Origin of the sequence: Amycolatopsis sp. NBC_00348, from assembly GCF_036114655.1 — a bacterium.
Lineage (GTDB): Bacteria > Actinomycetota > Actinomycetes > Mycobacteriales > Pseudonocardiaceae > Amycolatopsis.
Genome location: NZ_CP107994.1, coordinates 4,849,014 through 4,874,253 on the forward strand (window position 1 = coordinate 4,849,014; position 25,240 = coordinate 4,874,253).

Sequence of the window (25,240 nt, forward strand, 5' to 3'; positions counted from 1 at the left end):
TCCCGGCGCGCCGCACGGGGACTACTTGCTGACGGTCACGCTGAAGAGGTCGAGCTCGCGGAACTGGGTGGGCTGGACGTCGTGCAGCCGGGTCGACCAGGCCGCGGTGCCGGACTGCCACCAGATCGGGATGGTCGGCATGTCCTGCAGGACCAGCTTTTCGGCCTGCTGGTACAGCGCCTGGCCCTGCTGCTGCGACGGCGCGGCGTCGGCTTCCTTGAGCAGCTCGTCGACCTTCGGGTTCGAGTACTGCCCGACGTTCGAGGCGGCACCGGTGCGGAACAGCGGGTTGAGGAAGTTCTCGATCGACGGGTAGTCCGCGACCCACGCCGAGCGGTAGATGCCGGTGACGCTCCGGTCGTTCAGCTTCGAGCGGAAGTCGCCGAGGGTGGTCTGCGGGGTGAACTTGCAGGTGCGGCCCAGCGAAGCCTGGATCTGCTTGCAGATGACCTCCATCCACTCCTGGTTGCCGGAGTCGATGTTGGACGTCAGCTCGATGTCACCCTGGAACCCGGAGGCGTCGAACAGCTGCTTGGCCTTCTGCGGCTCGTAGGTGCACAGCTCGCCGCACTGGTTGTCGAGGTGGCCCTGGACGTTCGGGGCGACCAGGCCGTCGGCCGGGGTGCGGCCGCCGTTGAAGACCTGCTGGATCAGGGCCTTCCGGTCGATGGCCATGGAGATCGCCTGGCGGAACTGCGGGCTGTCGTAGCGCTTGTCGAACAGCGGGAACGCGATGGCCTGGTAGCCGAGGTAGGTGTAGGTCTTGCGCCGGTTGTCGGGCAGGTCCTTCTTGATCTTGCCGCCCTGGGTGGAGGTCCACGGCGTGAACGACAGGAAGTCGAGCTTGTTGGCCAGGACGTCGGCGTAGGCCTTGTCGAGGTCGGTGTAGAAGCGGAAGTCGATGCCGCCGATGTTCACCTTCTGCGTGCCGGCGAAGCCGTCGAACCGCTTGACGACGAGGTCCTTGCCGGGCGTGTACGACTCGAACTCGAACGGCCCGTCACCGATCGGGTGGGCTTCGAAACCCTTGCGGTCGGCGAAGAAGCTCGCGGGCAGCGGGAAGAACGCCGCGTAACCGAGCTGGACGCCGAACTCCGAGAACGGCGCGTCGAGGGCGACGGTGAACGTGCTGTCGTCGACCAGCTTCAGGCCCGAGAGCTCCTTGCTGGCGGGCAGGGTGGCCGGCTGCTTGCCGTCCGCGGTGGCGTTGTTGACCTGCGCGAAGCCCTGGACGTGGGAGAAGTAGCTGGCGCCCGCCATCAGGTTCGGCGAATAGGCGGTGTAGTTCCACGCGTCGACGAAGCTCTTCGCGGTGACGGGGGTGCCGTCGTGGAACGTCCAGCCGGACTTCAGCTTGATCGTCCAGGTCTTCGAGTCGGTCGTGCTGATCGAGTCGGCCACGGCGTTGTGCGGGGCGGCCGTCTTGGCGTCGTACTCGATGAGGCCGCGGAACAGCGTGCCCAGCACGCTGATCCCGCCGACCTCGGTGGTGTTGCCGGGCACCAGCGGGGCGGCCGGCTCGGTCTCGCTGTAGCTGACGACCGCGTCGCGGTCGATGTTCGCGGCGGCGGCCGCGGGGGCCGCGGCTCCGTCGGGGGTGCTGGCGGCGGTCGTGCCGCCCGGGGTGCTGCACGCGGAGAGCGTGACAGCCAGTGCGGCGGCCGCGCACACGGCGACCTTGAGCTTGCGCATCGGTTTCTTCCTTAGGTGGAGGGCGGATCGGGGTGGTTCGGGGTGGGTCAGCGCCGGCTGGAGGTGATCCCGAGGGCCAGCGGGAACGCGGGCCGGCCACCGAGCAGGTGGGCGCCGGCGGTCTGCAGGATCCGGTCCTGCGCCACGATGTGCTGGCACATCGTGGTGGTGTCGCGCAGCCAGCGGTCCAGCGGCGAGGGCCGGTAGATCGCGCTCGTCTGCACCAGGTCGTAGAGCCGGGTGACGATCGAGCGGGCGGTGCGGAACGCGTGCCGCCGCGACAGCGGGAGCGCGGCGCGCTCGGACGGCGTGAGGTCGTCCAGGGTGCCGCCCGCGGACAGGACTTCGTGCTGGCGGCGAAGGGCGCCGTAGACGCCTTCGCGAGTGGCGTTGAAGTCGGCTTCGCAGTCGGCCAGGGTGACCTGCGTGCGGTAGTCCTCCGCGCGGCCGGCGGCGACGGAGAGGTCACGGGCGTGGTCCAGCGCGGCGCGGGCGACACCGAGCGCGACGCCCGGCATGTTCCGCATGTGCACCTCGGGCTGGGCCAGCGGGCCCGTCCCGCTGCGGACGTCCGAGAAGACCAGCGTGTGCTCGGCGGGCACGAACACGTCGGTGATGGTGTAGTCGCAGCTGCCGCTGCCCGCGAGACCGGTGGTGTGCCAGGTGTCGAGCACCTCGACGTCGGACTTCGGCACCATGAGCAGGATCGAGTCGTGCGGGGCCCCGTCGGCGCCGGGCTCGGGTGCGCCGTCGCGGTAGAGGAAGGCGCCCGAGACGACCCAGTCGGCGTGCGTGACGCCGCTGCCGAACTGCCAGCGGCCGGTGAGGCGGTAGCCGCCGGGGACGATCTCCGCGCGGCCGTTGGGGAACAGCAGGCCCGCGGTCGCCACGTCCGGGCTGGGGAACATCTCGTCGGCGACGGCGCGGTCGAGGAAGGACGCGTAGAGACCGGTGTCGGACCCGATCATCGCGCACCACCCGGCGCCGGCGTCACCGTAGGCGATGGCCTCGATCACCTCGGTCTGCTCGGCCGAGGTCAGCTCGGGGCCGCCGCGGTCCTTGGCGAACCCCATCCGGAAGACTCCGGTGGCACGCAGCAGTTCCACGACGTCGGCGGGCAGCCGCCGGGCCCGCTCGATCTCCTCGGCGCGCTCCCGGAGCACCGGCGCCAGTGCCTGGGCACGGGCGAGGACCTCCGCGGCGGTATCGGGCGGCCTGACGTCACCTTCGGGCACGGACAGCGGCTCGACAACGGTCATCTCATCACTTCCTCGGGGCTCCAACTGCAGGTCGCGGACTCGGTCCGGCCGCGTTGGAAGTGATTCAAGGCTTCCGTTTAATTGATGGAAACCATTGGCCACCAAGGAAAATCAATACCGTGTGATTTGAGGTAGACGAGTGGGTAACGACGGCGGGCCGCGAGGGGACCCGCAGGTCCCGTCGCGGCCCGCTGGCCGGTCGGCTGCGCTCAGCCGGTGACGGCGCTGTTCACGGCGCCGAAGTCGAGGCCGCCCTCGAGCGCGCTGTAGGTGCCGTGCCCGAGCAGCTCGACCGCGGCGTTGCGGGCGACGGCGTAGGCCGCCTGGGCGATCGCGGTGCCGACGCTGATCCGGCGGACGCCGACGGCTTCCAGCTCCGCGACGGTCGGGGCGCCCGGCCACACCATCACGTTGACCGGCAGCGGGCTCTCCTTCACCAGGAGGCCGAGGGTCTCCAGGTCGATCAGGCCCGGCACGAACAGGCTGTCGGCGCCGGCCGCGGCGTAGGCGCCCGCCCGGGTCAGGACGTCGTCGAGGCGTCCCTCGGCCGCACCGATGCCGAAGAGGTAGACGTCGGTGCGGATGTTGATCCACAGCTCGGGCAGCCCGGCCGCGGTCGCCGCGTCGCGGGCCGCGCGGACCCGGCCGACCTGGGCGGGGACGTCGAACAGCGGCCCGCCGGGCGCGGTCGAGTCCTCCAGGTTGATCCCGACGGCGCCGGCCTCGACGATCGCGGCGACGGTCGCGGCGACGTCGTCGTCGGACGGGCCGTAGCCGCCTTCGATGTCGGCCGTCACCGGGACGTCGACGACCTGCACGATCCGGGCGACCAGGGCGGCCATCTCGGCGCGCGTCAGGCCGTGCCCGTCCGGGCGGCCCGCCGACCAGGCGACCCCGCCGCTGGTGGTGGCGATCGCCGGGGCCCCTGCCTGCGCGATGAGGGCCGCGCTGGCGGCGTCCCAGGCGTTCGGCAGCACCAGCGTGCGGTCGTGGTGCAGGGCACGCAGTGTTTCGGCGAGCCCTCGCTGGACGCTGTCCATGGACATTCTCCTCGTTCCTTCGGTTACTTCGGTGGGTCTGCCGCGGCTCTCGTGAGTGGTTAGGGCGGTTAGAACCGCCCTGACCACTCACGACCGGCCGCGGTGGGTCAGGCCGCCAGCGTGGGGACGCCGGCGGCGATCAGGTGGGTCGCGGCGAACGCGCGCCACGGGTGCCAGGCCTTCGCCAGGCCCTCGCTGTCGTCGAGGATGTCGTTCGCCAGCAGCGTCGTGCAGAGCGTCCGGTCGGCGGCGGGGAACGCGTCGGCGTAGCCCAGCCGCAGCGCGATCTGCTGGGCGGCGCACTCCCCCACCCCCGGCACGGCCGTCAGCGCGGCGGTGAAGTCGGCCAGGCTCGTGCCGCCGTCCAGCAGGGTCTCGTCGGCGGCGACCGCGGCGGCGAACCCGCGCACCGTCTTGGCGGTGGCCGCGGGCAGCACGCCCGCCAGGTCCGCGTGCGCGAGCGTCTCGGCCGAGGGGAAGAGGTGGGTCAGCCCGTCCTCCAGGCCGGGGACCGCGGTGCCGGCCGCCTCGACCAGCGCGGCCAGCTGCCGCCGGACCAGCGGCCGGGCGCTGCGCTGGCTCAGCACCGCCTCCACCCCGATCTCGAAGAACCCCCAGGCCCCGGGGACACGGAGGCCGGGACGCGCGCGCAGCAGCGGGGCCAGCACCGGGTCGTCGCGCAGCGCGGCCTCGGCCGGGGCGGTGTCGGCGTCGACGCCGAACATCCGCCCGACGCGGTCGACGACGTGGATGATGCCCTCCCAGAACGGCATGTGCGCGATCAGCAGCAGGTGGTCGTCACCGCCGCGGCGCACCTCGACGACGCCCGCCTCGCCGTCGATGCTGATCGTGCGCCGGTAGACGCCGTCGAGCACCGACTCGACGCCCGGGACCGCGCGCTCGCCGAGGAACGTGCTCAGCGCCTCCCAGTGCAGGGGCGGCGCGAAGGGCAGCCGCATGGCCAGGCCGCCGTCCGCGGCGAGCCGGTCGGCGCGCCGGCGCCGGTTGCGCAGCTCGACCGGGGACGCGCGGAAGACCAGCTTCATGTCCCGGTTGAACTGGCGGAGGCTGCCGAACCCGGAGGCGAAGGCCACGTCGGCGACCGTCAGGTCGGAGTCGTCGAGCAGGCGGCGGGCGAAGTGCGCCCGCCGGGAGCGGGCGAGCTGGTCGGGCGTCACGCCGAGGTGGTCGTGGAAGAGCCGGCGCAGGTGCCGCGGGGACACCGCCAGGCGCTCGCCGAGAGCCGCTTCCGTCCCGGTGTCCAGCGCGCCGGCGATGATCAGCTGGACCGCGCGGCAGACGAGCTCCGGCGCCTCGGCCCCGACCGGGCCCGCCACCCGGTAGGGGCGGCAGCGCAGGCACGCGCGGAACCCCGCGGCCTCGGCCTCGGCCGCCAGCTCGAACGTCTTCACGTTCTCCGCGAGCGGCTTCGCGCCGCAGCCCGGGCGGCAGTAGATGCCGGTGGTGACCACGGCCGAAAAAGTCGTCATGACACAGGTCTAAGGGATGCGCGGGCGCGAAGCTAGCCACATCCGGACATGCCGCACGGAGGCGTATCCGGGCCGCGGAGATCGTGTCCGGATCTGACCAGACTCGGCCGCTCGCGCCCGGCAGAGTCTTCCTCAACGGCGGCGCGCCGGACGCGCACCGCACTAGAGAGAGGCTCTCCGATGCTGGCGAAGGTGTTCCCCATCCCCCTCAAGCCGGGCAAGCAGGACGAAGCGGAGAAGCTCGTGCACGAGTTCGCGCCGCTGGGTCCCGGGCAGGAGGACGGCACCCTGTCCTTCCGCGTCTACCGCGACCCCGCCAAGCCGGACTACCTGCTGTTCGTCGAACACTTCGCGGACCAGGCCGCCTACGACGCCCACACCGGGTCGGCCGCCTACCAGAAGCTGATCGCCGGCCAGTTCGCCGACCTGATCCTGGAATTCGTCGAAATCGATCACGAGCAGATCGTCGGGCTCTGATTTTCCCGCACCGGCCGGATGCAGCAATCGCTGCGTCCGGCCGGACGCTTGTGCGGTGAATTGCGCGACCGAAGGGTCACGCTCCGAATTCCTCGCACCGCGGATCGCCCCCGAGTTGATTTTCCGGAGGAGACAACTCTGCCGGTCAACTCGCCCGGCGGCTGGAATGTGTACGCCGCTCCTCGGCCCGAGGCCGATTCCGGTGCGGCGCACCCGTTCGCAAGCCACCAGGAGGCTCCACCGTGACCCCGATCACCGACAAACCCACCGGCGTGCTGGCCGTCCTGCGCCGGACTCCGACGCCGGTGCGGTACCTGCTCGGCGGCGTGCTCGTCAACCAGCTCGGCGCGTTCGTCCAGACGTTCATGGTGCTGTACCTGGTTTTCCGCGGCTTCTCCGCGGGCCAGGCCGGCCTCGCCATCGCCGCGTACAGCATCGGTTCGGTCCTCGGCGGGCTGGCCGGCGGGGAGCTGGTGCACCGCATCGGCCCGCGCGCCACCATCTTCGCCGCGATGCTCGGCTCGGCCGTGGTCCTCGCCGTCGTCCCCCTGTTCGCCAGTCCCGGGATGTTCGTGGCACTGCTCGTCGCGCTGCTGCTGGCCGGCCTCGCGACCCAGAGCTACCGGCCCGCGGCGGCGGTCCTGCTGAGCGAGCTGATGCCCGCAGACGATCGGGTGATGGGCTTCTCGATGATGCGCACCGCCCTCAACCTCGGCGCGTCGCTCAGCCCGCTGATCGCCGCCGGGCTGATCCTGCTGGACTGGAACCTGCTGCTGTGGTTCGACTCGGCCACCGCGGTGCTCTACGCGTTCCTGGCGATCCGGCTGCTGCCCGACCACCGCGTCGAGCGCGAGGCACCGACCGAGCGGGCCGATACCGGCACCCGGGCGGCGTACGCGACTTTGCTGCGGGACGGGCGTTTCTGGTTCTTCCTGGCGTCGGTGCTGATCGGCTCGATCGTCTACGTCCAGTACACCGTCGCCCTGCCGCTCAAGATCAACTCCGAAGGCCACCCGACGTGGCTCTACAGCGTCGTGCTCGTGACCGCGTCGGCCGTGCTCATCCTGTGCGAGCTGAAGATCACGTCGTTCGTCACGCGTTGGCCGGGGCGCGTCGCCGCCACGGCCGGCACCGCGCTGATGGGACTCGGGGTCGCCGGCTTCGGCATCAGCGGCGGCTCGGCCGTCGCGCTGATCGTGTGTACGGTGGTGTTCGTCTTCGGCATCATGATCAACGGCCCGACCATGTTCGCCTACCCCTCGTCCTTCCCGTCGGCCGTCAAGGCGCGCTACATCAGCGCCCACCAAGCGACTTTCGGTCTCGGGATGGCACTCGGTCCCCTGTTCGGCGTCGCCACGTGGGTCGCGCTGGGCAACGGGGTCTGGTGGCTGTGCGGCGCGCTCGGCCTGGTGGCGGCGCTGTGCGCCCTGCTCGGCATGACCGCTCCCCGCGCACGCGTCGCCGTAGCCTGACCACACAGCAGCGCCCCGGCCGCCCGCACCGCGCGGGCGGCCGTCGAGCGTTCGCACAATTCACGCGATGGATGTAAAAGATCACCGGAATTCGCCGGAAAATCAGGCACACATTACACGAACGGGCCAACGACACCGCCATGCAGCGGAAGAGATACCAGCCGCCGTCAGCGACGCTGAGTGAGTAAGGGGAAGGGGATTCACATGGGCAGACCGGAAAAGCCCGTCAACACGTCCGGCGGCGTCGCCACCCAGTTCGCTCGGGAATTGCGCGAACTGCGAGCACGGGCCGGAAATCCGACATACCGGGAAATGGCGCGGTCGGCGATGTTCTCGTCGTCCGTGCTCTCGAGCGCGGCGAGCGGCAACAGGATGCCGTCGCTGCAGGTGACCCTCGCGTTCGTCGCCGCGTGCGGCGGCGACGACGAGGCGTGGCGGCGGCACTGGCACGTCGCCACCGGCGGCTATACGCAGCCCTCGATCGGGGGGCGCACCAGAAGACCGGCACTGTTCCAGCGGCGCGGCGGGGTTCCGTCGCACCCGGCTCAACTACCCCAGCGGCCGCGGGGGTTCACCGGCCGCACGACCGAGCTGGCGTGGCTGCGCTCACCCGGGGACACGCCCATGGTGATCAGCGGCCCGGCCGGGGTCGGCAAGAGCGACCTCGCGCTGTACTACGCCCATTCGGTCGCGGCGGACCTGCCCGACGGGCAGCTCTACGCCGACCTCGGCGGCCTGCGCCACGGCCTGGCCGGCGCGCCGGCCGCGCCGGAGGCCGGCGACATCCTCGACGGCTTCCTGCGGGCCCTCGGCGTCGAGGACCTCTCCGGCAGCTTCGACCACCGCGCCGGCGTCTACCGCACGCTCCTGGCCGATCGCCGGCTCCTGGTGCTGCTGGACAACGTGCAGGACGAGCAGCAGGTGCGCCCGCTGCTCGCCGAGACCACCACGAGCACCACGCTGCTGGTCAGCCGCAAGCGGCTGCTGGGCCTGCGCGACGTCGACCGGTTGCAGCTGACCCCGCTGTCACGCGGCGACTCGATCGCGATGATCACCGCCGCGCTGCCGCACCTCGCCGTCACCGCCGGGCAGGACTGCGCACGGCTCGCCGAGCTGTGCGGGGACCTGCCGCTCGCGCTCGACCTGGCCATCCGCAAGATCGCCTCGCGGCCGCACCTGACCCTGCGCCGCGTCGTCGAAGAGTGGCGCCTGAACGACAACACCGTCGACTGGCTGAGTGTCGGGGACCTGTCCATGCGGTACTCCCTGGAGTCCGCCTACCGCACGCTCAGCCCGCCCGCACGGGAACTGCTGCACCAGCTCGCCCGGACCCCGGCCGGCACGCCGGGGTCCCTGCCTCCGGGCGAAGACGAGCTGGCCGAGGAAATCGCCGACGCCGGTCTGCTCTCCCACGCCGACCCGTACCTCGACGGCCGTGGGCTGCCGCAGCCCATGCGCGCCTTCGTGCTCAGCACGATCGAGCAGCCGCACGGCCACGAATACCGGGCCATGGCGGGGCCCGTGTCCGCCTGACGCGCCACCGGACGGCCCGGCAACGACGCACGCCGTCCCGTGACGCATCATTTCGCCGCGATTCCGGGGCGGCCATCCGGGTGCGGTCAATCGCACCCTCACGTCGGCATTCGCCGTACCTGTACCACTTTGTCCCCTCCCGCGCGTCCTCGGGAAGAGCCGATTGATTGTCCTTTCCGGACAACGCTCCCAGCCAAGTCCGCCATGGCCTGTAATCAGCAGGGAACCGGCGTGCATTCCGCACGCCGACGCCGGCAGGACCTCGTACCCGGCCCCCGCCCCTTCACGGCCTCGCCGGCCGTTTTCCGGAAGGACAGGACATGCTCGACAACGGCATCCCCGTAAGGATTCCGGAGCCCGACGGGGCCGGCCGGGCCGCCGAGCGCCACCGCCCGGCCGGCACCCCGATCCGCCCGCGTCTCGCGCCGGCGGAAGAGCTGCCGCCCAGGGTGGTGCGGCCGACCGATTTCCGACACTACAGGCCCTATCTCGCGATGGCTGCTTCGATCATGCTGCTCGTCGCCGCGATCTGGGTTTCCTCGGTGGCGCACCCGAACGCGGCGTGGCACACCATCGCGTTGTTCACCCACCTCGCCTCCCTCGTCCTGGGTCTCGGCGCGGTGCTGGTGGCCGACTACTTCTTCGCGTTGTGGGTGCTCGGCCGCTCGACGTTCGCCGAAGCCGTCCGCAGCACCTCCCGGCTGCACCTGTTGGTGTGGGCCGGGTTGACGGGCCTGGTCGGCAGCGGTGCGCTGCTCGAACCGAACCTGCACGCGGCCGCCACGGTGGTGAAACTGGCGCTGGTGGCCGTGCTCACCGTTAACGGCGTCCAGGTCATGGAGCTGGGCAAGCGGATGGCCGTCGTGGCCGGTCCCGTCCCCCGGCGCCTGCTCGTGCGCGGCGGCCTCACCACGGCGATCTCGCAGCTGTGCTGGTGGGGGGCCGTCGTGATCGGGTTCCTGAACGCCAATCGCTGATTCCCCCGCCGTTCCCGCGCCCGGCGCGGTTAATCGACCAAGATCGGGAACCTCCACGTGCTTTCACCCATTGTCGCCGCCGGAGCGGCGAAGCTGTCCGGATCTGGCCAGACCTCCGGCCACGCTCCCGGGCAATCTGATGACCCCGGGCCGGAGATCGGAAACCCGGCCGGGGAAAGAATCGAATGGAGATGTGATGATCACCAAACTGGTGCGCGCGGTGTCCTCGGCGATGCGGCCGGCGACCTCGGCCACGACGATCGCCCAGCGCCTCGACGCGGCTCGGGCGCAGCACCTCATGACGATCGAGCTGTTCCGCCTCCGCGGCCTGGGCTGACCCGGGCCGCTCGATTCGCCGGGCCCCACCGGCCGCCTTCGGACGTCCACCGTCGTACGTCCGGACGCGGCGAACCCGCGGTACAGCACCGATCCGGCCGGGCGCCCCCACTCGAGGGCGCCCCGCCAGCCCGTACCGCCCGCCCGACGAAACGAGTGACCATGACCAGCACCGTCCCGCGTGTCTCCCCGGCCACCACCGAGGAAGCCCCGGTCTCCCACCGCAGGTTGCTGATGTGCGCCGCGGACTACTTCCGGATCGACTACGAGATCAACCCGTATATGCACGTCGGCGTCCAGCCCGACGTCGCGGCCGCGGTCGCCGAGCACGACCGCATCGTCGCCGCGCACCTGGCCGCCGGCCGCAAGGTGGAGTTCGTCGACGCCGACCCCGGCTGCCCCGACATGACCTACACGGCCAACGCGGCGGTCGTCCGCGGCGACCGCGCGGTGCTGGCCACCCTCCCGCCGGAGCGGGCCGCGGAAACGCCGCACCACCGGGCCTGGCTGGAGGAAAACAGCTTCGACGTCGCGGAGACGCCGTACGCCTTCAGCGGCCAGGGTGACGCGCTGGCCTGCGGCGACCTGCTGCTCAGCGCCCACGGCCAGCGCACGGACTTCCGCGCGCTCGACACGCTGTCGCGGCACCTCGGCTACGAGGTCGTCGCCCTCCGGACCACGAGCCCGCAGTGGTACGACCTGGACCTGGCGGTCGCGGTGATCCACCCCGGCCGCGTGCTGGCGTACAACCCGCAGGCGCTGGACGCGCCGAGCCTGCGCACGCTGCGCGGGCTCGGCATGGACCTGATCGAGGTGGCCCCGGACGAGGCGGCGGCGTTCGCGCTGAACCTGATCAGCGACGGCCGCACGGTGACCATGACCAGCGGCGCGCCCCGCCTGGCCGCGGACCTGCGGTCCCTGGGCCTGACGGTGGTGCAGCTGGACACCACCGAGCTGCGCAAGGGCGGCGGCGGCATCCGCTGCACGGCCCTGACGCTGGACAACCCGGCCTGACGCCCCGTGCCTGGCGAGCCTCGCGCTCGCCAGGCACGCCGTCGCCGCTCGCGCGGGTGCCCCGAAACTCGACCGAAACTCTTTGCCCGGCCTCGGCGCCGCGTGCTCTCCTGATCGCGGACAGTGAACATCGTCGATTTCGTCCAGGTCACCGACGACTTGGTTCCCAGGCCCGGAAAGCGCCGGCGGGGACTCGACCCCGAGGTGGACAGCTCCTGGGCGGGAGCCCGGAAGGAGATCTCGGATGGCGGGAAGTTCGTCAGGCCTGCGCGGCAACCGGTGGTGGCGGTCCTCGGTCGGCCGGGTAGTGGCCGGAGTCACCACCGTGACCGCCGTGGCCGCCGTCCTCGTGGCCGCTCCCGGCGCCGACGCCGCGGCCAGCACCCTGGGCGCCGCGGCCGCGCAGTCCGGCCGGTACTTCGGCACGGCGATCGCCGCCGGCAAGCTGAGCAACTCGGCCTACACCACGCTCGCCGCGCGCGAGTTCAACATGGTCACGCCCGAGAACGAGATGAAGCCGGACGCGACCGAGCCGAACCAGAACCAGTTCAACTTCTCTTCGGGCGACCAGATCTACAACTGGGCGATCAGCCACGGTGCCCAGGTCCGCGGCCACACCCTGGCCTGGCACGCCCAGCAGCCGGGCTGGATGCAGAACATGGGCGGCAGCTCGCTGCGCAGCGCGATGATCAACCACATCCAGAAGGTGATGGCCCACTACCAAGGGAAACTCGCGTACTGGGACGTCGTCAACGAGGCCTTCAACGAAGACGGCAGCCGCCGGTCGTCGAACCTGCAGAGCACCGGCAACGACTGGATCGAGGTCGCGTTCAAGACCGCCCGCGCGGCCGACCCGTCGACCAAGCTCTGCTACAACGACTACAACATCGACAACTGGAGCTACGGCAAGACCCAGGGTGTCTACAACATGGTGCGGGACTTCAAGTCCCGCGGCGTGCCGATCGACTGCGTCGGCCTGCAGGCCCACTTCACCGGCGGCAGCTCGGTTCCGGGCAACCTCCAGACCACGATCTCCAGCTTCGCGGCACTCGGCGTCGACGTGGCGCTGACGGAGGTCGACGTCACGAACGCGTCGACGTCGCAGTACGCGGCGCTGACCCAGGCGTGCGTGAACGTCGCGCGCTGCGTCGGCATCACGGTGTGGGGCGTGCGTGACAGCGACTCGTGGCGCTCCGGCGAGAGCCCGCTCCTGTTCGACGGCAACGGCAACAAGAAGTCCGCCTACAACTCGGTGCTGAACGTCCTCAACTCCGGAGGCACGACCACCACCCCGACGACGACCCCGACGGGCACCACCACACCGACCACCCCGACCACGACCCCGGGCGGCGGCAGCTGCAGCGCCTCGCTGTCGGCCGGCCAGTCCTGGAGCGACCGGTACAACCTCAACGTCTCGGTCAGCGGCGCCAGTTCGTGGACGGTGACCATGACGGTGCCGAGCCCCGCGAAGATCATCGCCACCTGGAACGTCAACGCCACCTGGCCGAGCAGTCAGGTCATGACCGCGACACCCAACGGCAGCGGCAACAACTTCGGGGTGACCATCCAGCACAACGGGAACTGGAACTGGCCGAGCGTCAGCTGCAGCACCTCCTGAGGGGGTGGTGGGTGACTCGTCCGCGAAGACAGGACTTCGCGGACGAGTCATTCACGCAGCGGATCGGCTACTGCCTCGCGAGCGCCCACGGCATGAGCTTTTCGGCGAGTGCCCGGCTGAACGGGCTCACCAGTGCCTGCAGTTCGGCGCAGGCGGGCTCGCCGATGCGGGCGTAGGGCACGACGCTGTTCTCGTCGGTCGCCTTCTCGATCTCCGCTCGGCGGGCGGCGCCGCCGGGGGTGAACGTCAGGTCGGCGTCGTCGGTGAGCCAGTCGCGCTCGCGGAGGCCGGTGACGGCCCGGTTCCAGTCGTCCTCGGACCACCCCCGGGACGTGCGCAGGGTCTCGGCGGGGACGGCACCCGAGGCGGCGTGGGTGATGAGGGCCTCGACGCCGCGCAGGCCGGCCGTCAGCAGGGCGGCCACGTGCGCGTCGCCGCGGTACTCGCGGAGCAGGGTCTGCGCGTGCCACAGGACCAGGTGGGGCTCGGTGGGCCACGGCAACGCCGCGTGGGCGGCGAAGAGCGGGCGGCCGGTGACGTCGCCGGTGACCGTCTCGGCGGCCTCACGGAGGAGAACGGCGGCCCGGCGCATCTCGGGTGAGCCGATCGCGTCGCCCAGGACGCCGCGCAGGGCCTGGTCGGCCGCGGCGTAGCGGGCGGCGAGGACCGCGGCCGGCTCGCTGGCGGACCAGGCGGTGCTGATCGACGTCGTGACGAGGGCCGGGTTGAAGTTGAAGAAGGTCGCGACCACGACCGGCGCCGGGACCGCGCCGAACGCCGCCGACCGCGACGCGAAGTAGCCGGCGCGGCCGGTGATGCCGAGCTCCGCGTACGCGGCGGCGGCTTCCGGCGCGAAGTAGATCATCCCGTGGTATGGCTCCAGGAATCGCCAGGTCCGGCGCGCCGTTTCGATCACCGCGCCAACATACCACCCGGTCGGTACGGCGCCGGTCTTCCTGCTCCCGAGCCCGGGAGCACGCGGCTATGGCCGCAGCCGCTTGCGCATGATCGGCCGGCTCGGGAACGTCCGGCCGATCTCGGTGAACCCCGCCCGGGTGAACATGGCGACCGTGCCGGTGAACACCGCGGAGGGCGACGGGACCGCCGCCAGCGCGGCGACGTCGACCGGGTGTCCGTCCACAACGGACCCCCCGTGCTCCCGGGCCCACTCGACGGCGGCGCCCAGCAAGGAAACGCCGGCACCGTGACCCCGGTGCCCGCGCCGGACGACAAAACACGTGACCCACCACGCCGCCGGATCGTCCTCGAGCAGCCGGCGCACCGCACGGTTCCCGGTCACGCCCGGCAGCAGGGCGCGCGGCTGCACCCGGGTCCAGCCCACCGGTTCGTCGTCGACGTACCCGACGAGCCCCACCGGCACCGAGACGGTGTCGACCTCGCGACGCAGCGCGGCGCGGTTGTCCGGCTGGTCGTGCCGCCGGAACCGCTGGCACCAGCAGCTGTCGCCCCGCCCGGCCCGGCCCGCGAACACCCGCTCCAGGTCCGGCCACGAGGCCGGATCCAGGGGCTGCGACCGGAACGTCATGCCGGACAGTGTCGCAGCCGGACCGTCGTCACCGCCGGCCGAAGCTAAGCGCCGGGGTCTCCGGCGAGTGCCCGGTACGCCGGCCGGAGCAGTTCGGTGACGTCTTCGCCGCCCGCCGTGATCGTGAACGGCGGGGCCTGGTCCAGGAGCGCGTCGACCGGCGTACGCGGTCCGTGCAGCGGTGCCGCGGCGGCCAGGCCCGGGGCCTGGCCGCCGGCGAAGAAGGTGCTCATGACCTCGGTCAGGGCCGGCGACCGGTCGTCGGGATCGAGCGGTTCGGCGGAGATGAGCCGGTTCTTCAGCTCCTCCAGCAGCGTTTCGCGGTTCCGGCCGCGCAGGGCGAGGACGGTGAACGGGTCGTCGGCGACCCGGGCCACGAGCGCGGCGAACACGGCGTTCAGGTGGCCGCACGGCACTTCGGCGTCCGGGCAGGTGCAGTCCAGCGACACCTCCCGCGCCGACGACGGGAACAGCGGCAGCCGGACTGCTGTGAAGATCTGCTCGACGTCGCGGGGCAGCTCGCCGCTGAGCAGCAGGACGGTGGCCGACGCCTTCGCGGCGAGGGCGTGGGTGATCGCCGCCCAGTCCGCCTTCCCGAACGCCGTCAGCCCGATCCGCACCTGGTACGCGCGGCCGTCCCGCACCTCGGCCTCGACGCGCCCGGCGCCGACCTCCAGGGACACGACGCGGCCCCGGCCGGGTGCGGGCAAGAGGACGCCGATCGCCGTCAGCGCCCGGAGGAACCGGGTCGGCCACCACGGGAGCGGTTCAGTCATCGATCGCGTCCTCCCCCAGGGTGAGCACCCCGCGCAGCGCGTCCGTGGACAGTTCGGTGAGCCGGCTTTCGCCCTCGCCGACGACCATGCCCGCGAGCGCGCGTTTCCTGGTGATCAAGGTGTCGATGCGGTCTTCGATGGTGCCGGGGCAGACGAACTTCCGGACCTGGACGGTGCGGCCCTGGCCGATCCGGAACGCCCGGTCGGTGGCCTGGTTCTCCACGGCCGGGTTCCACCAGCGGTCCAGGTGCAGGACCTGGCTGGCGGCGGTCAGCGTGAGCCCGGAGCCGCCCGCTTTGAGCGAGAGCACCAGGATCCGCGGCCCGTCGCCGGATTGGAAGCGGTCCACGATCGCGTCTCGCGCGCCTTTGGCCAAGCTGCCGTGCAAAAAGGCGACTTCGACGCCGAGCCGGTCGGTCAGGTGGGGCACGAGCATGTGGCCGAACTCGGTGTACTGCGTGAAGCACAGCACCCGATCACCCGACGCCAGGATCTCCGCCAGGACCTCTTCGAGGCGGCTGACCTTGCCGGAGCGGCGCCCGATCGGGGAGCCGTCGTGCAGCAGGTGCGCGGGGTGGTTGCAGACCTGCTTGAGCTTCGTGATCGCGGCGAGGACGTTGCCGCGGCGCTTGATGCCCTGGCTGTTCTCGATCTTCTTCATCATCTCGTCGACGATCGCGCAGTACAGCGTGCCCTGTTCGCGGGTGAGCCGGTACTCCTGCCGGATCTCGAGCTTTTCCGGGAGCTCGGGGACGATCGCGGGGTCGGTCTTCACCCGGCGCAGCAGGTACGGCCGCGTGAGCCGGCGCAGCTCGGCGGCCACGTCGGTGTCGCCCCGCCGCTCGATCGGGACGGCGAATCGTTGCCGAAACTCGAACCTGCTGCCGAGCAGCCCGGGGTTGAGCAGGTCCAGCACCGACCACAGGTCCGCCAGCCGGTTCTCCACCGGGGTACCGGTCAGCGCGAGCCGGTGCCCGGCCGTGAACCGCCGCACCGCCTTGGCCGTCGCGGTGTCGGCGTTCTTGATGGCGTGCGCTTCGTCGAGCACCAGGCGTCGCCAGGTGACCTTCTCGAGTTCATCGGCGTCGCGGGCGGCGGTGGCGTAGGTCGTGACGACGAGGTCGGCCGCGGCGACCTGCTCGGCGAGCGCGTCGCCGTGCGTGCGGGCGCTGCCGTGGTGGGCGTGGACCCGCAGGCCGGGAGCGAAGGTCGCCGCCTCCCACTGCCACATGCCGACCAGCGACATCGGGCACAGCACCAGCGTCGGCCGGTGCTCGCCCGCGGCCCGCTCGAGTGCCTCGAGCGCCAGCGTCTGGACGGTCTTGCCGAGGCCCATGTCGTCGGCCAGGCACGCCCCGAGCCCCAGCTCCGCCATGAACGCCAGCCAGGCGACACCCCGCTGCTGGTAGGGGCGCAGCGTGGCCCGGAACGACGGCGGCAGCTCGACCGGCCGCAGGGCCTCCTCGACCCGCCCGGCCAGGACGTCCCCGACCCAGCCGTCGGCGCTGACGGCGGTGACCGGGAGCGGCGCCTCCCGCGCGAGGTGCACCAGCTCCAGCAGTTCGGCCCCGGTCGGGGGCTCGGTGTGCCGGTACGGGTCGCGGCGCAGGAACTCGAGTCCGGCGCGCAGGCGATCGGCGTCGACGCTGATCCACCTCCCCCGCAGCCGCACCAGCGAGGTCTTCGCCGCGACGAGCGTGGCCAGTTCTTCTCGGCCGATCTCGACGTCGCCCACCGCGATCGTCCAGCGGAACGTGGCCAGCTCGTCGCGGCCCACCCGGTTGCGGGTGACGACCTGCTCGGACGGCGTGCTGCGGACCGACAGCCGCAGCCCGAGCCGGCGCCTGCCGTCCCAGGAGGCCGGGAGCTGCACTTCGAACCCGGCCTCGATCAGCCGGGTCGCACCCGAGGTGAGGAACCGTTCGGCTTCCTCGACGGTCAGGTCGTACTCGGCCGGCTGCGTCCGGCGCAACGCCGGCGCCAGCATCGGTTCGACCAGCGCGGCCCGGCCCAGTTCGGCGACGAGCAGCCCCTTCGGGTCCCGGACCAGCCCGTGCGCCTCGCCCGACCAGATCTGCCCCGCCGAGAGCAGCAGGCTCGGATCGGCCGTCGCGCGCAGGAGGAACCGCAGCTGCCACTTGGTGCCGTCGCCGGTCTGGTCGTCGGGATCGGCGTCGGCCGGTCGACGCAGGGTGCCGGTTTCGGCCAGCCGGAAACACGCCCGGCCGTCGACGACGTCGGTGTCGGCGACCTCGTCCCACTTCGCGACGGCCTCGGCCAGCACACCGAGCTCACTCAGCGGCAGCTCGACGCGGGGACCGCCGCCCTGCAACGCGGCCAGCCACACCCCGGCCGCGCCCCGGCCCCCGCGCAGGTCGACGGGCGGCTCCGCGCGCGCGAGCCGGTCCCGGACCGCCGTGTCGACCAGGGTGTGAAGGGCATCGGTGACGAGCGCGCGCGGCGAGGCCCCGGTGAGCGGCGCGACCTGCTCGGCCCGTCCGACCGGCGGCATGGCCGCGACCAGCGAGTCGAACGCGACGAAGTCGACGCCTTGCAGCACCGGGCGCCACCGGGCCTCGGCCGCGTCGCCCTGGCGGAGCAGCGTCGGCAGCACCCGCCCGCGCCGCACCAGATCCGCGGCCAGGCGGGCCACCGCGCGCAGGTAGGTGACGGATTCGCCGTACGAGGCGGCGTCGTCGAGGTCGTCCAGCTCGGTCGCGTCCACGATCAACGCCGGCACCGACCACGGCCGCAACGACGGCGCCGGGCCACGCCGCTGACCCGCAGCCTGCTCGGCAGAAGCGAGCGGCCGGCTCGCCCGCGACGGCAGCAGCAGCGTCGCCGACGTGGGTTTGCCGGGGTGCAGCGCGGTCAGCTGCGCGCTGGAGACCGCGAACGGATGCGGCAACGCGATCCGCGCCGACCGGCTCGACGTACCGGCCGGGCGCCGGTCGTGCTCCGCCCACAGCAGCAGCCCCCGGCCCGGAGACCACAGAGCGTGCACCACAGGCAAGGTCCGAGGCTCCTTAGTCCGATCCGGGTTCCCCGCAGATCGTCGCACGCCTGGTCGGAGCGGCCCGTCAGTACTGGCCGAGCCGGGCGCGGACCTCGGCCGCCTTCGGGTGGGACAGGTCGTCGAAGACGACCAGGGCCGCCTCCCAGTACCGCGTTCCCTGGGCGGGGTTGCCCGTGTCGTGCAGCAACGTGCCGATCTTCTCCAGCGTCGACGCGCGGCCTTCGGCGTCGCCGATGTCCTCCCGGATCAGCAGGGCCTGCTGGTAACTGCGCTCGGCCTCGATGAACCGCCCGTCGCACGCCCGCGCGTAACCCAGGTTGTGCTGGACCGTCGCTTCCAGGTGACGATCACCGAGCCGCGCGGCGAACGCCGCCGCCTCGGCCAAGCGCTGCCTGGCCTCCTCGGTGCGGCCCATCGTGGCCAGGACGAAACCGACGTTGCCGAGCACCTTCGCCTGGCCCACCACGAACCCCGCCTCACGGCACAGCTCCAGCGACGTCTCCAGCGCCGCCAGGCCCGGGGCGGACTCGCCGGCCTCGTGCAGCACCATGCCCAGGCTGTCCAGCGCCGCGGCGCAGCCGGTGGTGTCGCCCAGTTCCCGGAGCATCCGCTGGGCCTGGTCGAGGTGCTGCCGGGAGGCCGCCAGGTCGCGCAGGCCGTAGCGGTGCGCCGCGCCCAGGCTGTAGTGCATCGCGGCCTCGGCGGCCCGGTTGCCCTCCCGGCGCGCCGCGTCGAGCCCGGCCAGCGCCAGCGCGCACCACGACGACGGGTCGTAGGTGCGCCAGAGGTGGCCGCGGAGCACGTCGATCAGCTGCCAGGCCACGCCTTGCGGGCCGTGGTCGACGGCGTGGGCCACGACGGCGGCGAAGTTCGCGCGTTCGGCGGTCAGCCAGACCCCGGGCTCATCTCGTTCCCGCCAGGGCGACGGCGGGTACTGGCGCAGCTCCGAGAGCCGCAGCATGCCCGGGTACAGCCTCGCGGTCGCCTGGGTGGCGGTCTCCAGGTAGTAGTCGAACAACCGCTCGAGCGCCGCCGCCCGGTCCGTTTCCTCGTCGGCGCGGGCGCTGCGCTGCCCGGCGAACAGGCGGAGCAGGTCGTGGGTCTGGAACCGGCCGCCCGGCCGTCGTTGCACCAGGTGCGCGGCGACCAGCCGGTCGACCATCCGCGCCGCGTCGTCCACGCCGGCGCCGGCCAGCGCGGCGATGGCCGGCATCCCGGCGTCGGCTCCGGGCAGCGACCCCAGCAGCCGGAACAGCCGGGCCGTCTCCGGCGGGAGCGCGGCGTAGGACATCTCGAAGGCCGTCAGCACCGCGGACCGGCTGTCGCCGCCCAGGGAGAGCCCGGCGAGCCGATCGCCTTCGGTCAGGACGGTCAGGTACTCCGCGACCGTCTTCCGGCCGGCGATGTTGGCGGCGGCGATCCGCAGCGCGAGCGGCAGGTGGGCGCACAGCCGGGCCAGCTCCGCCAGGGCCCCGGGCGAGGCTTCGGCCGCCTCCCGCTCGCACGACGCCCGCAGCAGCGCGATGGCTTCGCCGCGGGAGACCACGTCGAGCTCGACCAGCAGCGCGTCGACGTGCAGGGTGAGCGCGGCCAGGCTGTTGCGGCTCGTCACGAGCACAGCGCAGTGCGGGCTGGCGGCGATGAGCGGGCGCACGTGATCGGGGCTGACGGCGTCGTCCAGCACCAGCAGCATCCGGCGGTCGGCCAGCACCGAGCGGAAGAGGGCGACCCGGGCGTCGAGGTCGACCGGGATGGTGGCGGGCGCGACGCCGAGCGAGGTGAGGAACGCGGCCACCACCTCGCCCGCCGACCGGGTGCCGACCGTGGAGAAGCCGTTGAGCCCGGCGTGCAGCTGCCCGTCCGGGAAGCGGTGGCGCATCCGGTGCGCCCACCGCACGGCCAGCGCCGACTTCCCGACGCCCGCGGTGCCGCTGAGGACGACGACGCGGGCCGAGGCGTGCGGCGCGGCGTCGAACACGAACTCGTCGAGCTGCCGCAGCTGCGCGTCCCGGCCGATGAACCGCGACGGGTCGGGCGGCAGCTCGGCGGGGATGGGCGCGGCCGGGGTCCCGGAGCGGCGGCTGAGCAGCGCCGGGGTCGGCGTGCCCGGTTCCTCGCGGATGCTGTGCAGGTAGGTGCGCTGCAGTTCGGGACCCGGCTCGAGGCCGAGGTTCTCCCGGAGCCGGCCGCGGAAGGCGAGGAAGACCTGGACCGCGGCCGCCCGCTGCCCCGAGGCGGCCAGCGCCCGCATGATCCGCTCCGTCAGCCCTTCGTGCAGCGGGTCGGCGAAGGCCGCTTCCCGCAGCCGGTCGAGGACGTCGTCGTGGTGGCCGAGCGGCACCGCGAGATCCGCGTAGTCGAGCACGGCCTTGAGGCGCTGCTGGGTGACCGCGACGACCACCGGGTGCGGGGCCGCGGGCAGCAGGACGCCGTCCAGGACCTGACCGCGCCACAGCTCCAGCGCCGACCGGTAGGACTGCACGGCCGCGGCGGAATCGCCCGCCCGGCGGTCTTCCTGGGCCTGCGACAGGGCTTCGGCGAACTCCAGCAGGTCGCTCTGCCCGGGTGCCAGGCCGAGGCGGTACCCCGGCCCGACGCGGGTCACCAGCCCGGGATCGGCGTCCAGGCCGGCGAAGAACTTCCGCAGCCGCGAGACGTAGGTCTGGACCAGGTTCACCGACGACTCCGGGGACCGCTCGCCCCACAGGAACTCCACGACGTCCGCGCGGGACACCACCTGGTTGGCGCGCAGCGTGAGCAGCCCCAGCAGCCGGGCCTGCATCACCGAACCGAGCGGTACCTCACGGCCGTCCTGCCGCACCGCCAGCGGGCCCAGCACCTCGACGCGGAACCCGCCGGCCCGCTCGCCGGGCGCGGGGCCGACGTCCGCCAGCCCGGTGGCCTCCAGGAGCTTCGCCAGCGACCGCGCGTGCGGCCGGCGCACCTCGCCCCGCTCGATGTCCCGCAACGTCCGCACGCTGACCCCGGCGAGCCCGGCCAGCTCCTGCTGGCTGATCCCGGCTCGCCGCCGGTACGCCAGCAGCCGCTCCCCCAGCGTCATCGGCCCCCTCGCAAGTCTTCCCCTGTTCCTGCCGATCGTCGCCGGATTCTGCCGGTCGGACCGCTGAAGTTTCGACGAATTCGCAGGTGGAACGCGATAAGCCCGCGTACAGGAAGCGTACAGCGTTCAGGCGTCGCCGCACCATATGGTCGGGTTGTCACCAACTGGGGGATTCATGCTTCGCATCCACTTCACCGACGCCGACCTCGTGCGCGTGCGGATCCTCGCCGAGCCCGACCCGATGTGGGAGGTACTGCTCAGCCTGCACCTGACGACGCCGGCACCGGCCGACCTGCGCTTCCGCGGCTGGCGGCGCGGCCTGCCGGCGCGCCTCGCCCGCCCGGCCGGTGTGCTGCGCACGCTGAGCCGGCCGACCGGGTACTCCCCCGACTTCCTCACGCCGTCCGGCGACGTCGCCGACTTCGGCACCGGGCTGGACCTCGTCCTCAGCACACCGCGCGAGAGGCTGCGCGCCGACATCGCCCAGCTCGCGTCCGGCACCCGGGTCGCGTCCTGGCCGGCGGACCTGGCCGACGGCAACGTGCCGGCCCTGAACCTGCTCGGGGACGCGCTGACGACCTACCACGACGCGGCCGTGAAGCCGCACTGGGAAACCATCCGCCGCCACATCCGCGCCGATCGCCGGAAGCGGGCGGAACTGGCCGTCACCCGGGGTTTCGAGGCCGTCCTGGCCACCCTGCACCCGTCGGCCCGCTGGCGCGCCCCGGTCCTCGAACTGGCCTACCCCGTCGAGCAGGACCTGGTCCTCGGCGGCGCCGGGCTGACGCTGGTGCCGTCGTTGTTCTGCTGGCCGGGCCCGATCACGCTGCTGCGTCAGCCGGACCGGCCCGTGCTCGTCTACCCCATCGCACCGGAACCCGGCTGGGCGGCCGAGCCCGCCACCGGCTGCGACCGCTCGCTCAACACCCTGCTCGGCAACACCCGCGCCGAGGTCCTGCGCGTCATCGCGACCCTCCCCCGGGTGAACACCACCGAACTGGCCCGCGCGGCGGGCATCTCACTGGCCAGCGCGAGCCAGCACACGTCGGTACTGCGCGGAGCGGGCCTGGTGACGACGGGCCGATCGCGCGGTTCGGCCTTCCACGAACTCTCCGAACGCGGCTCTTCCCTGCTGTGCCACTGAAGATCCCGGGCCGGAGCGTCAGCCGGGGATTTGCCGGTTGGAGAAATACGGCTTGCGGAACGGGAAGTCGTTGCCCAGCCAGTGCTTCAGCACCGACTGGACCTTCGTGTCGTACCCGCTCGGTGTCACCACCAGCTGAGGTACACGTCGTGCTCCAGGAGGTTCACCGGTGACGCCGCCGCATTCCGCCGGTCCCTGGCGATCTTGGACCGCATCGGCGCGCGGTTCGAGCTGGAGCGCACGAAAGAGGCGGCAGGCTGACCGAAGCCCGCCTCACGAGGAGCCGATCGCGCGGTTCGGCCTTCCACGAACTCTCCGAACGCGGCTCTTCCCTGCTGTGCCACTGAAGATCCCGGGCCAGGGCGTCAGCTTCCCGCTCCGGTCATCGCCGCGTAGTCCCGGCTGAAGAAGAACTCCCGCTCGCCGAAGGCCGGGCGCAGGGCGTCGAACCAGGTGGCGGTGGGGTCGAACGCCGCGAAGAACGGCTGCTGTGTCCAGCGGGGGTCGCGGGCCTGGATGAACCGCAGGACGAACACCCGCTCGCCGTGGACTTCGGCGACGCCCTGGATCTCCACCTTGCCCGGACCGCAGCTCATGCTGGGGCCGCGCGCGGTGCGGGCCAGGCCGGACACCGCGCTGACGGCGTCGGCGTAGATCCGCCACGTGCGCACCAACGGCACCTCGAAGTGATTGCGTGCCCCGGTGTCGCGCTCGACGAACATGTAGTAGGGCACGATGCCCAGCGCCACCTGCCGTTCCCACATCCGGGACCACACCCGCGGGTCGTCGTTGACGCGCGCGAGGACCGGCGCCTGGCTGCGGATCACCGCGCCCGTCTCGCGGATCCGGCGGACGGCCTCGGCGAACAGCGGGTCCTCCATCTCCCGCCAGTGGTCGAGGTGGGCCATCACCGCGAGGTGCCGGCCGCCGGCGACGATCCGCCGGAACAACGCCAGCAGCTCGCCGGCGTCGTCGTCCAGGACGAAGCGGTGCGGCCAGAAGGTGAGCGCCTTGGTGCCGATCCGGATGGTCCGCACGTGCTCCAGCCCGGGGTCCGCCAGGAGCGGGTCGAGGTACCCGGCCAGCCGGTGGGTCCGCATGACCATCGGGTCGCCGCCGGTCACCAGGACGTCGGACACCTCGGGGTGCGCACGCAGGTAGGCGCGCAACGCCGTGCTGTCCGGCGCGGAGAACCGGTCTTCGGCGCCGACGAACTGCGGCCAGCGGAAGCAGAAAGCGCAGTACGAGTGGCACGTCTGGCCCGCGGAGGGGAAGAACAGCACGGTGTTGGCGTACTTGTGCTGCATCCCGGGCAGCGCGTCGCCCTCGAGCGACGGCACGTTCAGCGTCTGCTGCCCGGCGGGGTGCGGGTTGAGCTCCTCTCGGATCTTCCGCGCCAGCGCCTGGATCTCCGCGGCCGGCGCGCCCAGCCGCACCAGCTCGGACATCGCGTCGTAGTGCTCGGGGGAAAGCATGTCCCGGTGCGGGAACAACAGCCGGAACAGCGGGTCGGCGGGCGGGTCCGCCCAGTCGATCAGCTCGTTGAGGACGAAGTCGTTGATCCGGAAGGGCAGGATGTGCGACACGACCTCCATCTCGAAGCGCAGGTCCGCCGGCAGCTTCGCCAGCAGGTCGAGCCGGCTGGCCTGGCGGAACCGGTAGGCCTTGAACCGCGCCGGGGCCGGCCGGACGCGCGAGCTGGTCAAGGCCGGGTCCGGGAGAAGTGCCGCGCGAGGGTGATCAGCGGCGGGAGCCCGGCGAGGATCCGCTCCGCGCTCAGGCCGAAGTCGACCAGGCACGCGACTTCGTCCACCCCCGCCGCCGCGAAGCGTTCGACGACGGTCCGGCAGCTTTCCGGCGAGCCGATCAGCGATCCGTCCCGCAGGTAGCGGTCGCAGGTCAGGTCGAGCAGGTCTTCGACGACGTCGTCCGGCAGGTCCTCGGCCGGCATCCGGTGGCCGCCGCTGATGGTGCCGCCGCCCTTCGCCGCCTTGGTCTCCAGGGAAACCGCCGAGCGGAGGTACTCGCGGAACGGTGTTCTCGTCGTCGCTTTCGCTTCGGCTTCGTCGTCGGCCAGGTGGGTGTGCAGCATCAGCGAGACGACGCCGGTGGCGGGATCGAGCCCGGTCCCGGCCCGGGCCTCGCGGTACAGCTTGATCTTCGCCGTGAGCTGGTCGACGTCCTGCCCGATCAGGTGCGTCAGGACGTTCGTGCCGCGGGCGCCGGCGTCCACGAACGTCTGCGGGTTGCCCGACGACGTCAGCCAGATCGGCAGCTCCGGCTGGATCGGCCGGGGGAACAGGCGCACCGGCACCGGGTGCCCCAGCCCGTTGGGCAGCTCGATCGCCTCGCCGCGCCACAGCCGGCGCAGGTCGTCGAGCTGCGCCAGCATGACGTCCCGCCGATCGGCGTAGGTCTGCGGGCTCAGCACGAAGTCGTTGACGTTCCAGCCCGCGCCGAAGGACACCGCGGCCCGGCCGCGGGAGAGGTTGTCCACCACGGACCACTCTTCGGCCATCCGGACGGTGTTGTGCAGCGGCGAGATCAGGCTGCCGGCGCGCAACTGCAGCGAATCCGTCGTCATGGCGAGCGCCGCGCTCGTCAGCGCGGGGTTCGGGAAGACGCCGCCGAACCGGTCGAAGTGCCGTTCCGGCGTCCAGACGGCGCTCAGCCCGCCCCGGTCGGCCAGTTTCGCGGCGGCGAACATGGTGTCGAAGGTTTCGGAGGCGGCCGCACCGTCGGGAGCGGCGAAGAACATGATGCCGAAGCGCATCGGGTTTCCCTTCGTG

The 25,240-nt window shown here is 72.2% G+C and carries 19 protein-coding genes; 8 read left to right on the forward strand and 11 right to left on the reverse strand.

What is annotated here, in order from left to right; genetic code table 11:
- Positions 1-21: 21 nt before the first annotated feature.
- From OHS58_RS21200 to OHS58_RS21215, 4 genes are all read right to left on the reverse strand, one after another.
- Positions 22-1,692, reverse strand: a complete 1,671-nt coding sequence (locus OHS58_RS21200) for a peptide ABC transporter substrate-binding protein (RefSeq protein ID WP_328649564.1) — start codon at positions 1,690-1,692, stop codon at positions 22-24.
- 47 nt (positions 1,693-1,739) lie between these two features.
- Positions 1,740-2,951: an acyl-CoA dehydrogenase family protein gene (locus tag OHS58_RS21205; RefSeq protein ID WP_326948046.1), complete on the reverse strand. Its 1,212-nt coding sequence runs from the start codon at positions 2,949-2,951 to the stop codon at positions 1,740-1,742.
- 209 nt (positions 2,952-3,160) lie between these two features.
- On the reverse strand, positions 3,161-3,991 hold the full coding sequence (locus OHS58_RS21210) for an isocitrate lyase/PEP mutase family protein (protein WP_328649565.1): 831 nt from the start codon (positions 3,989-3,991) through the stop codon (positions 3,161-3,163).
- A 107-nt stretch (positions 3,992-4,098) separates the two neighbouring features.
- Positions 4,099-5,481, reverse strand: coding sequence for an AlkA N-terminal domain-containing protein (locus OHS58_RS21215; RefSeq protein ID WP_328649566.1), 1,383 nt, complete (start codon positions 5,479-5,481; stop codon positions 4,099-4,101).
- Between the two features lie 192 nt (positions 5,482-5,673).
- On the opposite strand from OHS58_RS21215, the gene OHS58_RS21220 reads away from it, so the two are divergent.
- The 7 genes from OHS58_RS21220 (at position 5,674) to OHS58_RS21250 (ending at position 12,908) form a co-directional block, all read left to right on the forward strand.
- Positions 5,674-5,958 carry a putative quinol monooxygenase gene (locus tag OHS58_RS21220; protein ID WP_247049498.1) on the forward strand — a complete coding sequence of 95 codons (285 nt, stop codon included), beginning with the start codon at positions 5,674-5,676 and terminating at the stop codon, positions 5,956-5,958.
- A gap of 242 nt (positions 5,959-6,200) precedes the next feature.
- A complete protein-coding gene (locus OHS58_RS21225) occupies positions 6,201-7,430 on the forward strand; it encodes an MFS transporter (RefSeq protein WP_326954559.1) in 1,230 nt (409 codons plus the stop codon).
- A gap of 204 nt (positions 7,431-7,634) precedes the next feature.
- Complete coding sequence (locus OHS58_RS21230; RefSeq protein WP_326954560.1) at positions 7,635-8,963, forward strand: helix-turn-helix domain-containing protein; 1,329 nt, start codon at positions 7,635-7,637, stop codon at positions 8,961-8,963.
- A 494-nt stretch (positions 8,964-9,457) separates the two neighbouring features.
- A complete protein-coding gene (locus tag OHS58_RS21235; RefSeq protein ID WP_328649567.1) occupies positions 9,458-9,940 on the forward strand; it encodes a hypothetical protein in 483 nt (160 codons plus the stop codon).
- A 196-nt stretch (positions 9,941-10,136) separates the two neighbouring features.
- Positions 10,137-10,277, forward strand: a complete 141-nt coding sequence (locus OHS58_RS21240) for a hypothetical protein (RefSeq protein WP_247049491.1) — start codon at positions 10,137-10,139, stop codon at positions 10,275-10,277.
- Between the two features lie 161 nt (positions 10,278-10,438).
- Entirely contained in the window at positions 10,439-11,290 is an 852-nt protein-coding gene (locus tag OHS58_RS21245) for a dimethylarginine dimethylaminohydrolase family protein (protein ID WP_328649568.1), read from the forward strand.
- Between the two features lie 244 nt (positions 11,291-11,534).
- Entirely contained in the window at positions 11,535-12,908 is a 1,374-nt protein-coding gene (locus OHS58_RS21250; protein ID WP_326954561.1) for an endo-1,4-beta-xylanase, read from the forward strand.
- A 67-nt stretch (positions 12,909-12,975) separates the two neighbouring features.
- Here OHS58_RS21250 and OHS58_RS21255 read toward each other — a convergent pair whose 3' ends face one another.
- The 5 genes from OHS58_RS21255 to OHS58_RS21275 all read right to left on the reverse strand — a co-directional run bounded on the left by OHS58_RS21255 (position 12,976) and on the right by OHS58_RS21275 (position 21,307).
- Complete coding sequence (locus OHS58_RS21255; RefSeq protein ID WP_328649569.1) at positions 12,976-13,824, reverse strand: SCO6745 family protein; 849 nt, start codon at positions 13,822-13,824, stop codon at positions 12,976-12,978.
- A gap of 66 nt (positions 13,825-13,890) precedes the next feature.
- Positions 13,891-14,454, reverse strand: coding sequence for a GNAT family N-acetyltransferase (locus OHS58_RS21260; protein ID WP_328649570.1), 564 nt, complete (start codon positions 14,452-14,454; stop codon positions 13,891-13,893).
- Between the two features lie 44 nt (positions 14,455-14,498).
- A complete protein-coding gene (locus OHS58_RS21265) occupies positions 14,499-15,230 on the reverse strand; it encodes an SWIM zinc finger family protein (RefSeq protein WP_328649571.1) in 732 nt (243 codons plus the stop codon).
- On the reverse strand, positions 15,223-18,243 hold the full coding sequence (locus OHS58_RS21270; RefSeq protein WP_328649572.1) for a DEAD/DEAH box helicase: 3,021 nt from the start codon (positions 18,241-18,243) through the stop codon (positions 15,223-15,225). The genes OHS58_RS21265 and OHS58_RS21270 overlap by 8 nt, the downstream gene beginning before the upstream one ends.
- Positions 18,244-18,310: 67 nt before the next feature.
- Positions 18,311-21,307 (reverse strand): BTAD domain-containing putative transcriptional regulator, encoded by a 2,997-nt coding sequence (locus tag OHS58_RS21275; RefSeq protein WP_328649573.1) that lies wholly within the window; start codon positions 21,305-21,307, stop codon positions 18,311-18,313.
- 175 nt (positions 21,308-21,482) lie between these two features.
- Between OHS58_RS21275 and OHS58_RS21280 the strand changes: the two genes are divergently transcribed.
- Positions 21,483-22,451, forward strand: coding sequence for an ArsR/SmtB family transcription factor (locus tag OHS58_RS21280; protein WP_247049425.1), 969 nt, complete (start codon positions 21,483-21,485; stop codon positions 22,449-22,451).
- 365 nt (positions 22,452-22,816) lie between these two features.
- Here the strand turns inward: OHS58_RS21280 and OHS58_RS21285 are convergent, their stop codons facing one another.
- Together OHS58_RS21285 and OHS58_RS21290 are read right to left on the reverse strand one after the other, a co-directional pair.
- Complete coding sequence (locus OHS58_RS21285) at positions 22,817-24,157, reverse strand: KamA family radical SAM protein (RefSeq protein ID WP_328649574.1); 1,341 nt, start codon at positions 24,155-24,157, stop codon at positions 22,817-22,819.
- The gene (locus OHS58_RS21290) at positions 24,154-25,224 is read right to left on the reverse strand and encodes a MupA/Atu3671 family FMN-dependent luciferase-like monooxygenase (protein ID WP_328649575.1); all 1,071 of its coding nucleotides are present in this window, start codon (positions 25,222-25,224) and stop codon (positions 24,154-24,156) included. Before OHS58_RS21290 ends, OHS58_RS21285 begins: the two co-directional genes overlap by 4 nt.
- Between the last annotated feature and the right edge of the window lie 16 nt (positions 25,225-25,240).

Coding starts and splice junctions, on each gene's coding strand:
- OHS58_RS21275 (WP_328649573.1), bottom strand. CDS start 21,307: ATGACGCTGGGGGAGCGGCTGCTGGCGTACCGGCGGCGAGCCGGGATC.
- OHS58_RS21280 (WP_247049425.1), top strand. CDS start 21,483: ATGCTTCGCATCCACTTCACCGACGCCGACCTCGTGCGCGTGCGGATC.
- OHS58_RS21245 (WP_328649568.1), top strand. CDS start 10,439: ATGACCAGCACCGTCCCGCGTGTCTCCCCGGCCACCACCGAGGAAGCC.
- OHS58_RS21250 (WP_326954561.1), top strand. CDS start 11,535: ATGGCGGGAAGTTCGTCAGGCCTGCGCGGCAACCGGTGGTGGCGGTCC.
- OHS58_RS21290 (WP_328649575.1), bottom strand. CDS start 25,224: ATGCGCTTCGGCATCATGTTCTTCGCCGCTCCCGACGGTGCGGCCGCC.
- OHS58_RS21260 (WP_328649570.1), bottom strand. CDS start 14,454: ATGACGTTCCGGTCGCAGCCCCTGGATCCGGCCTCGTGGCCGGACCTG.
- OHS58_RS21215 (WP_328649566.1), bottom strand. CDS start 5,481: ATGACGACTTTTTCGGCCGTGGTCACCACCGGCATCTACTGCCGCCCG.
- OHS58_RS21235 (WP_328649567.1), top strand. CDS start 9,458: ATGGCTGCTTCGATCATGCTGCTCGTCGCCGCGATCTGGGTTTCCTCG.
- OHS58_RS21200 (WP_328649564.1), bottom strand. CDS start 1,692: ATGCGCAAGCTCAAGGTCGCCGTGTGCGCGGCCGCCGCACTGGCTGTC.
- OHS58_RS21205 (WP_326948046.1), bottom strand. CDS start 2,951: ATGACCGTTGTCGAGCCGCTGTCCGTGCCCGAAGGTGACGTCAGGCCG.
- OHS58_RS21265 (WP_328649571.1), bottom strand. CDS start 15,230: ATGACTGAACCGCTCCCGTGGTGGCCGACCCGGTTCCTCCGGGCGCTG.
- OHS58_RS21240 (WP_247049491.1), top strand. CDS start 10,137: ATGATCACCAAACTGGTGCGCGCGGTGTCCTCGGCGATGCGGCCGGCG.
- OHS58_RS21210 (WP_328649565.1), bottom strand. CDS start 3,991: ATGGACAGCGTCCAGCGAGGGCTCGCCGAAACACTGCGTGCCCTGCAC.
- OHS58_RS21230 (WP_326954560.1), top strand. CDS start 7,635: ATGGGCAGACCGGAAAAGCCCGTCAACACGTCCGGCGGCGTCGCCACC.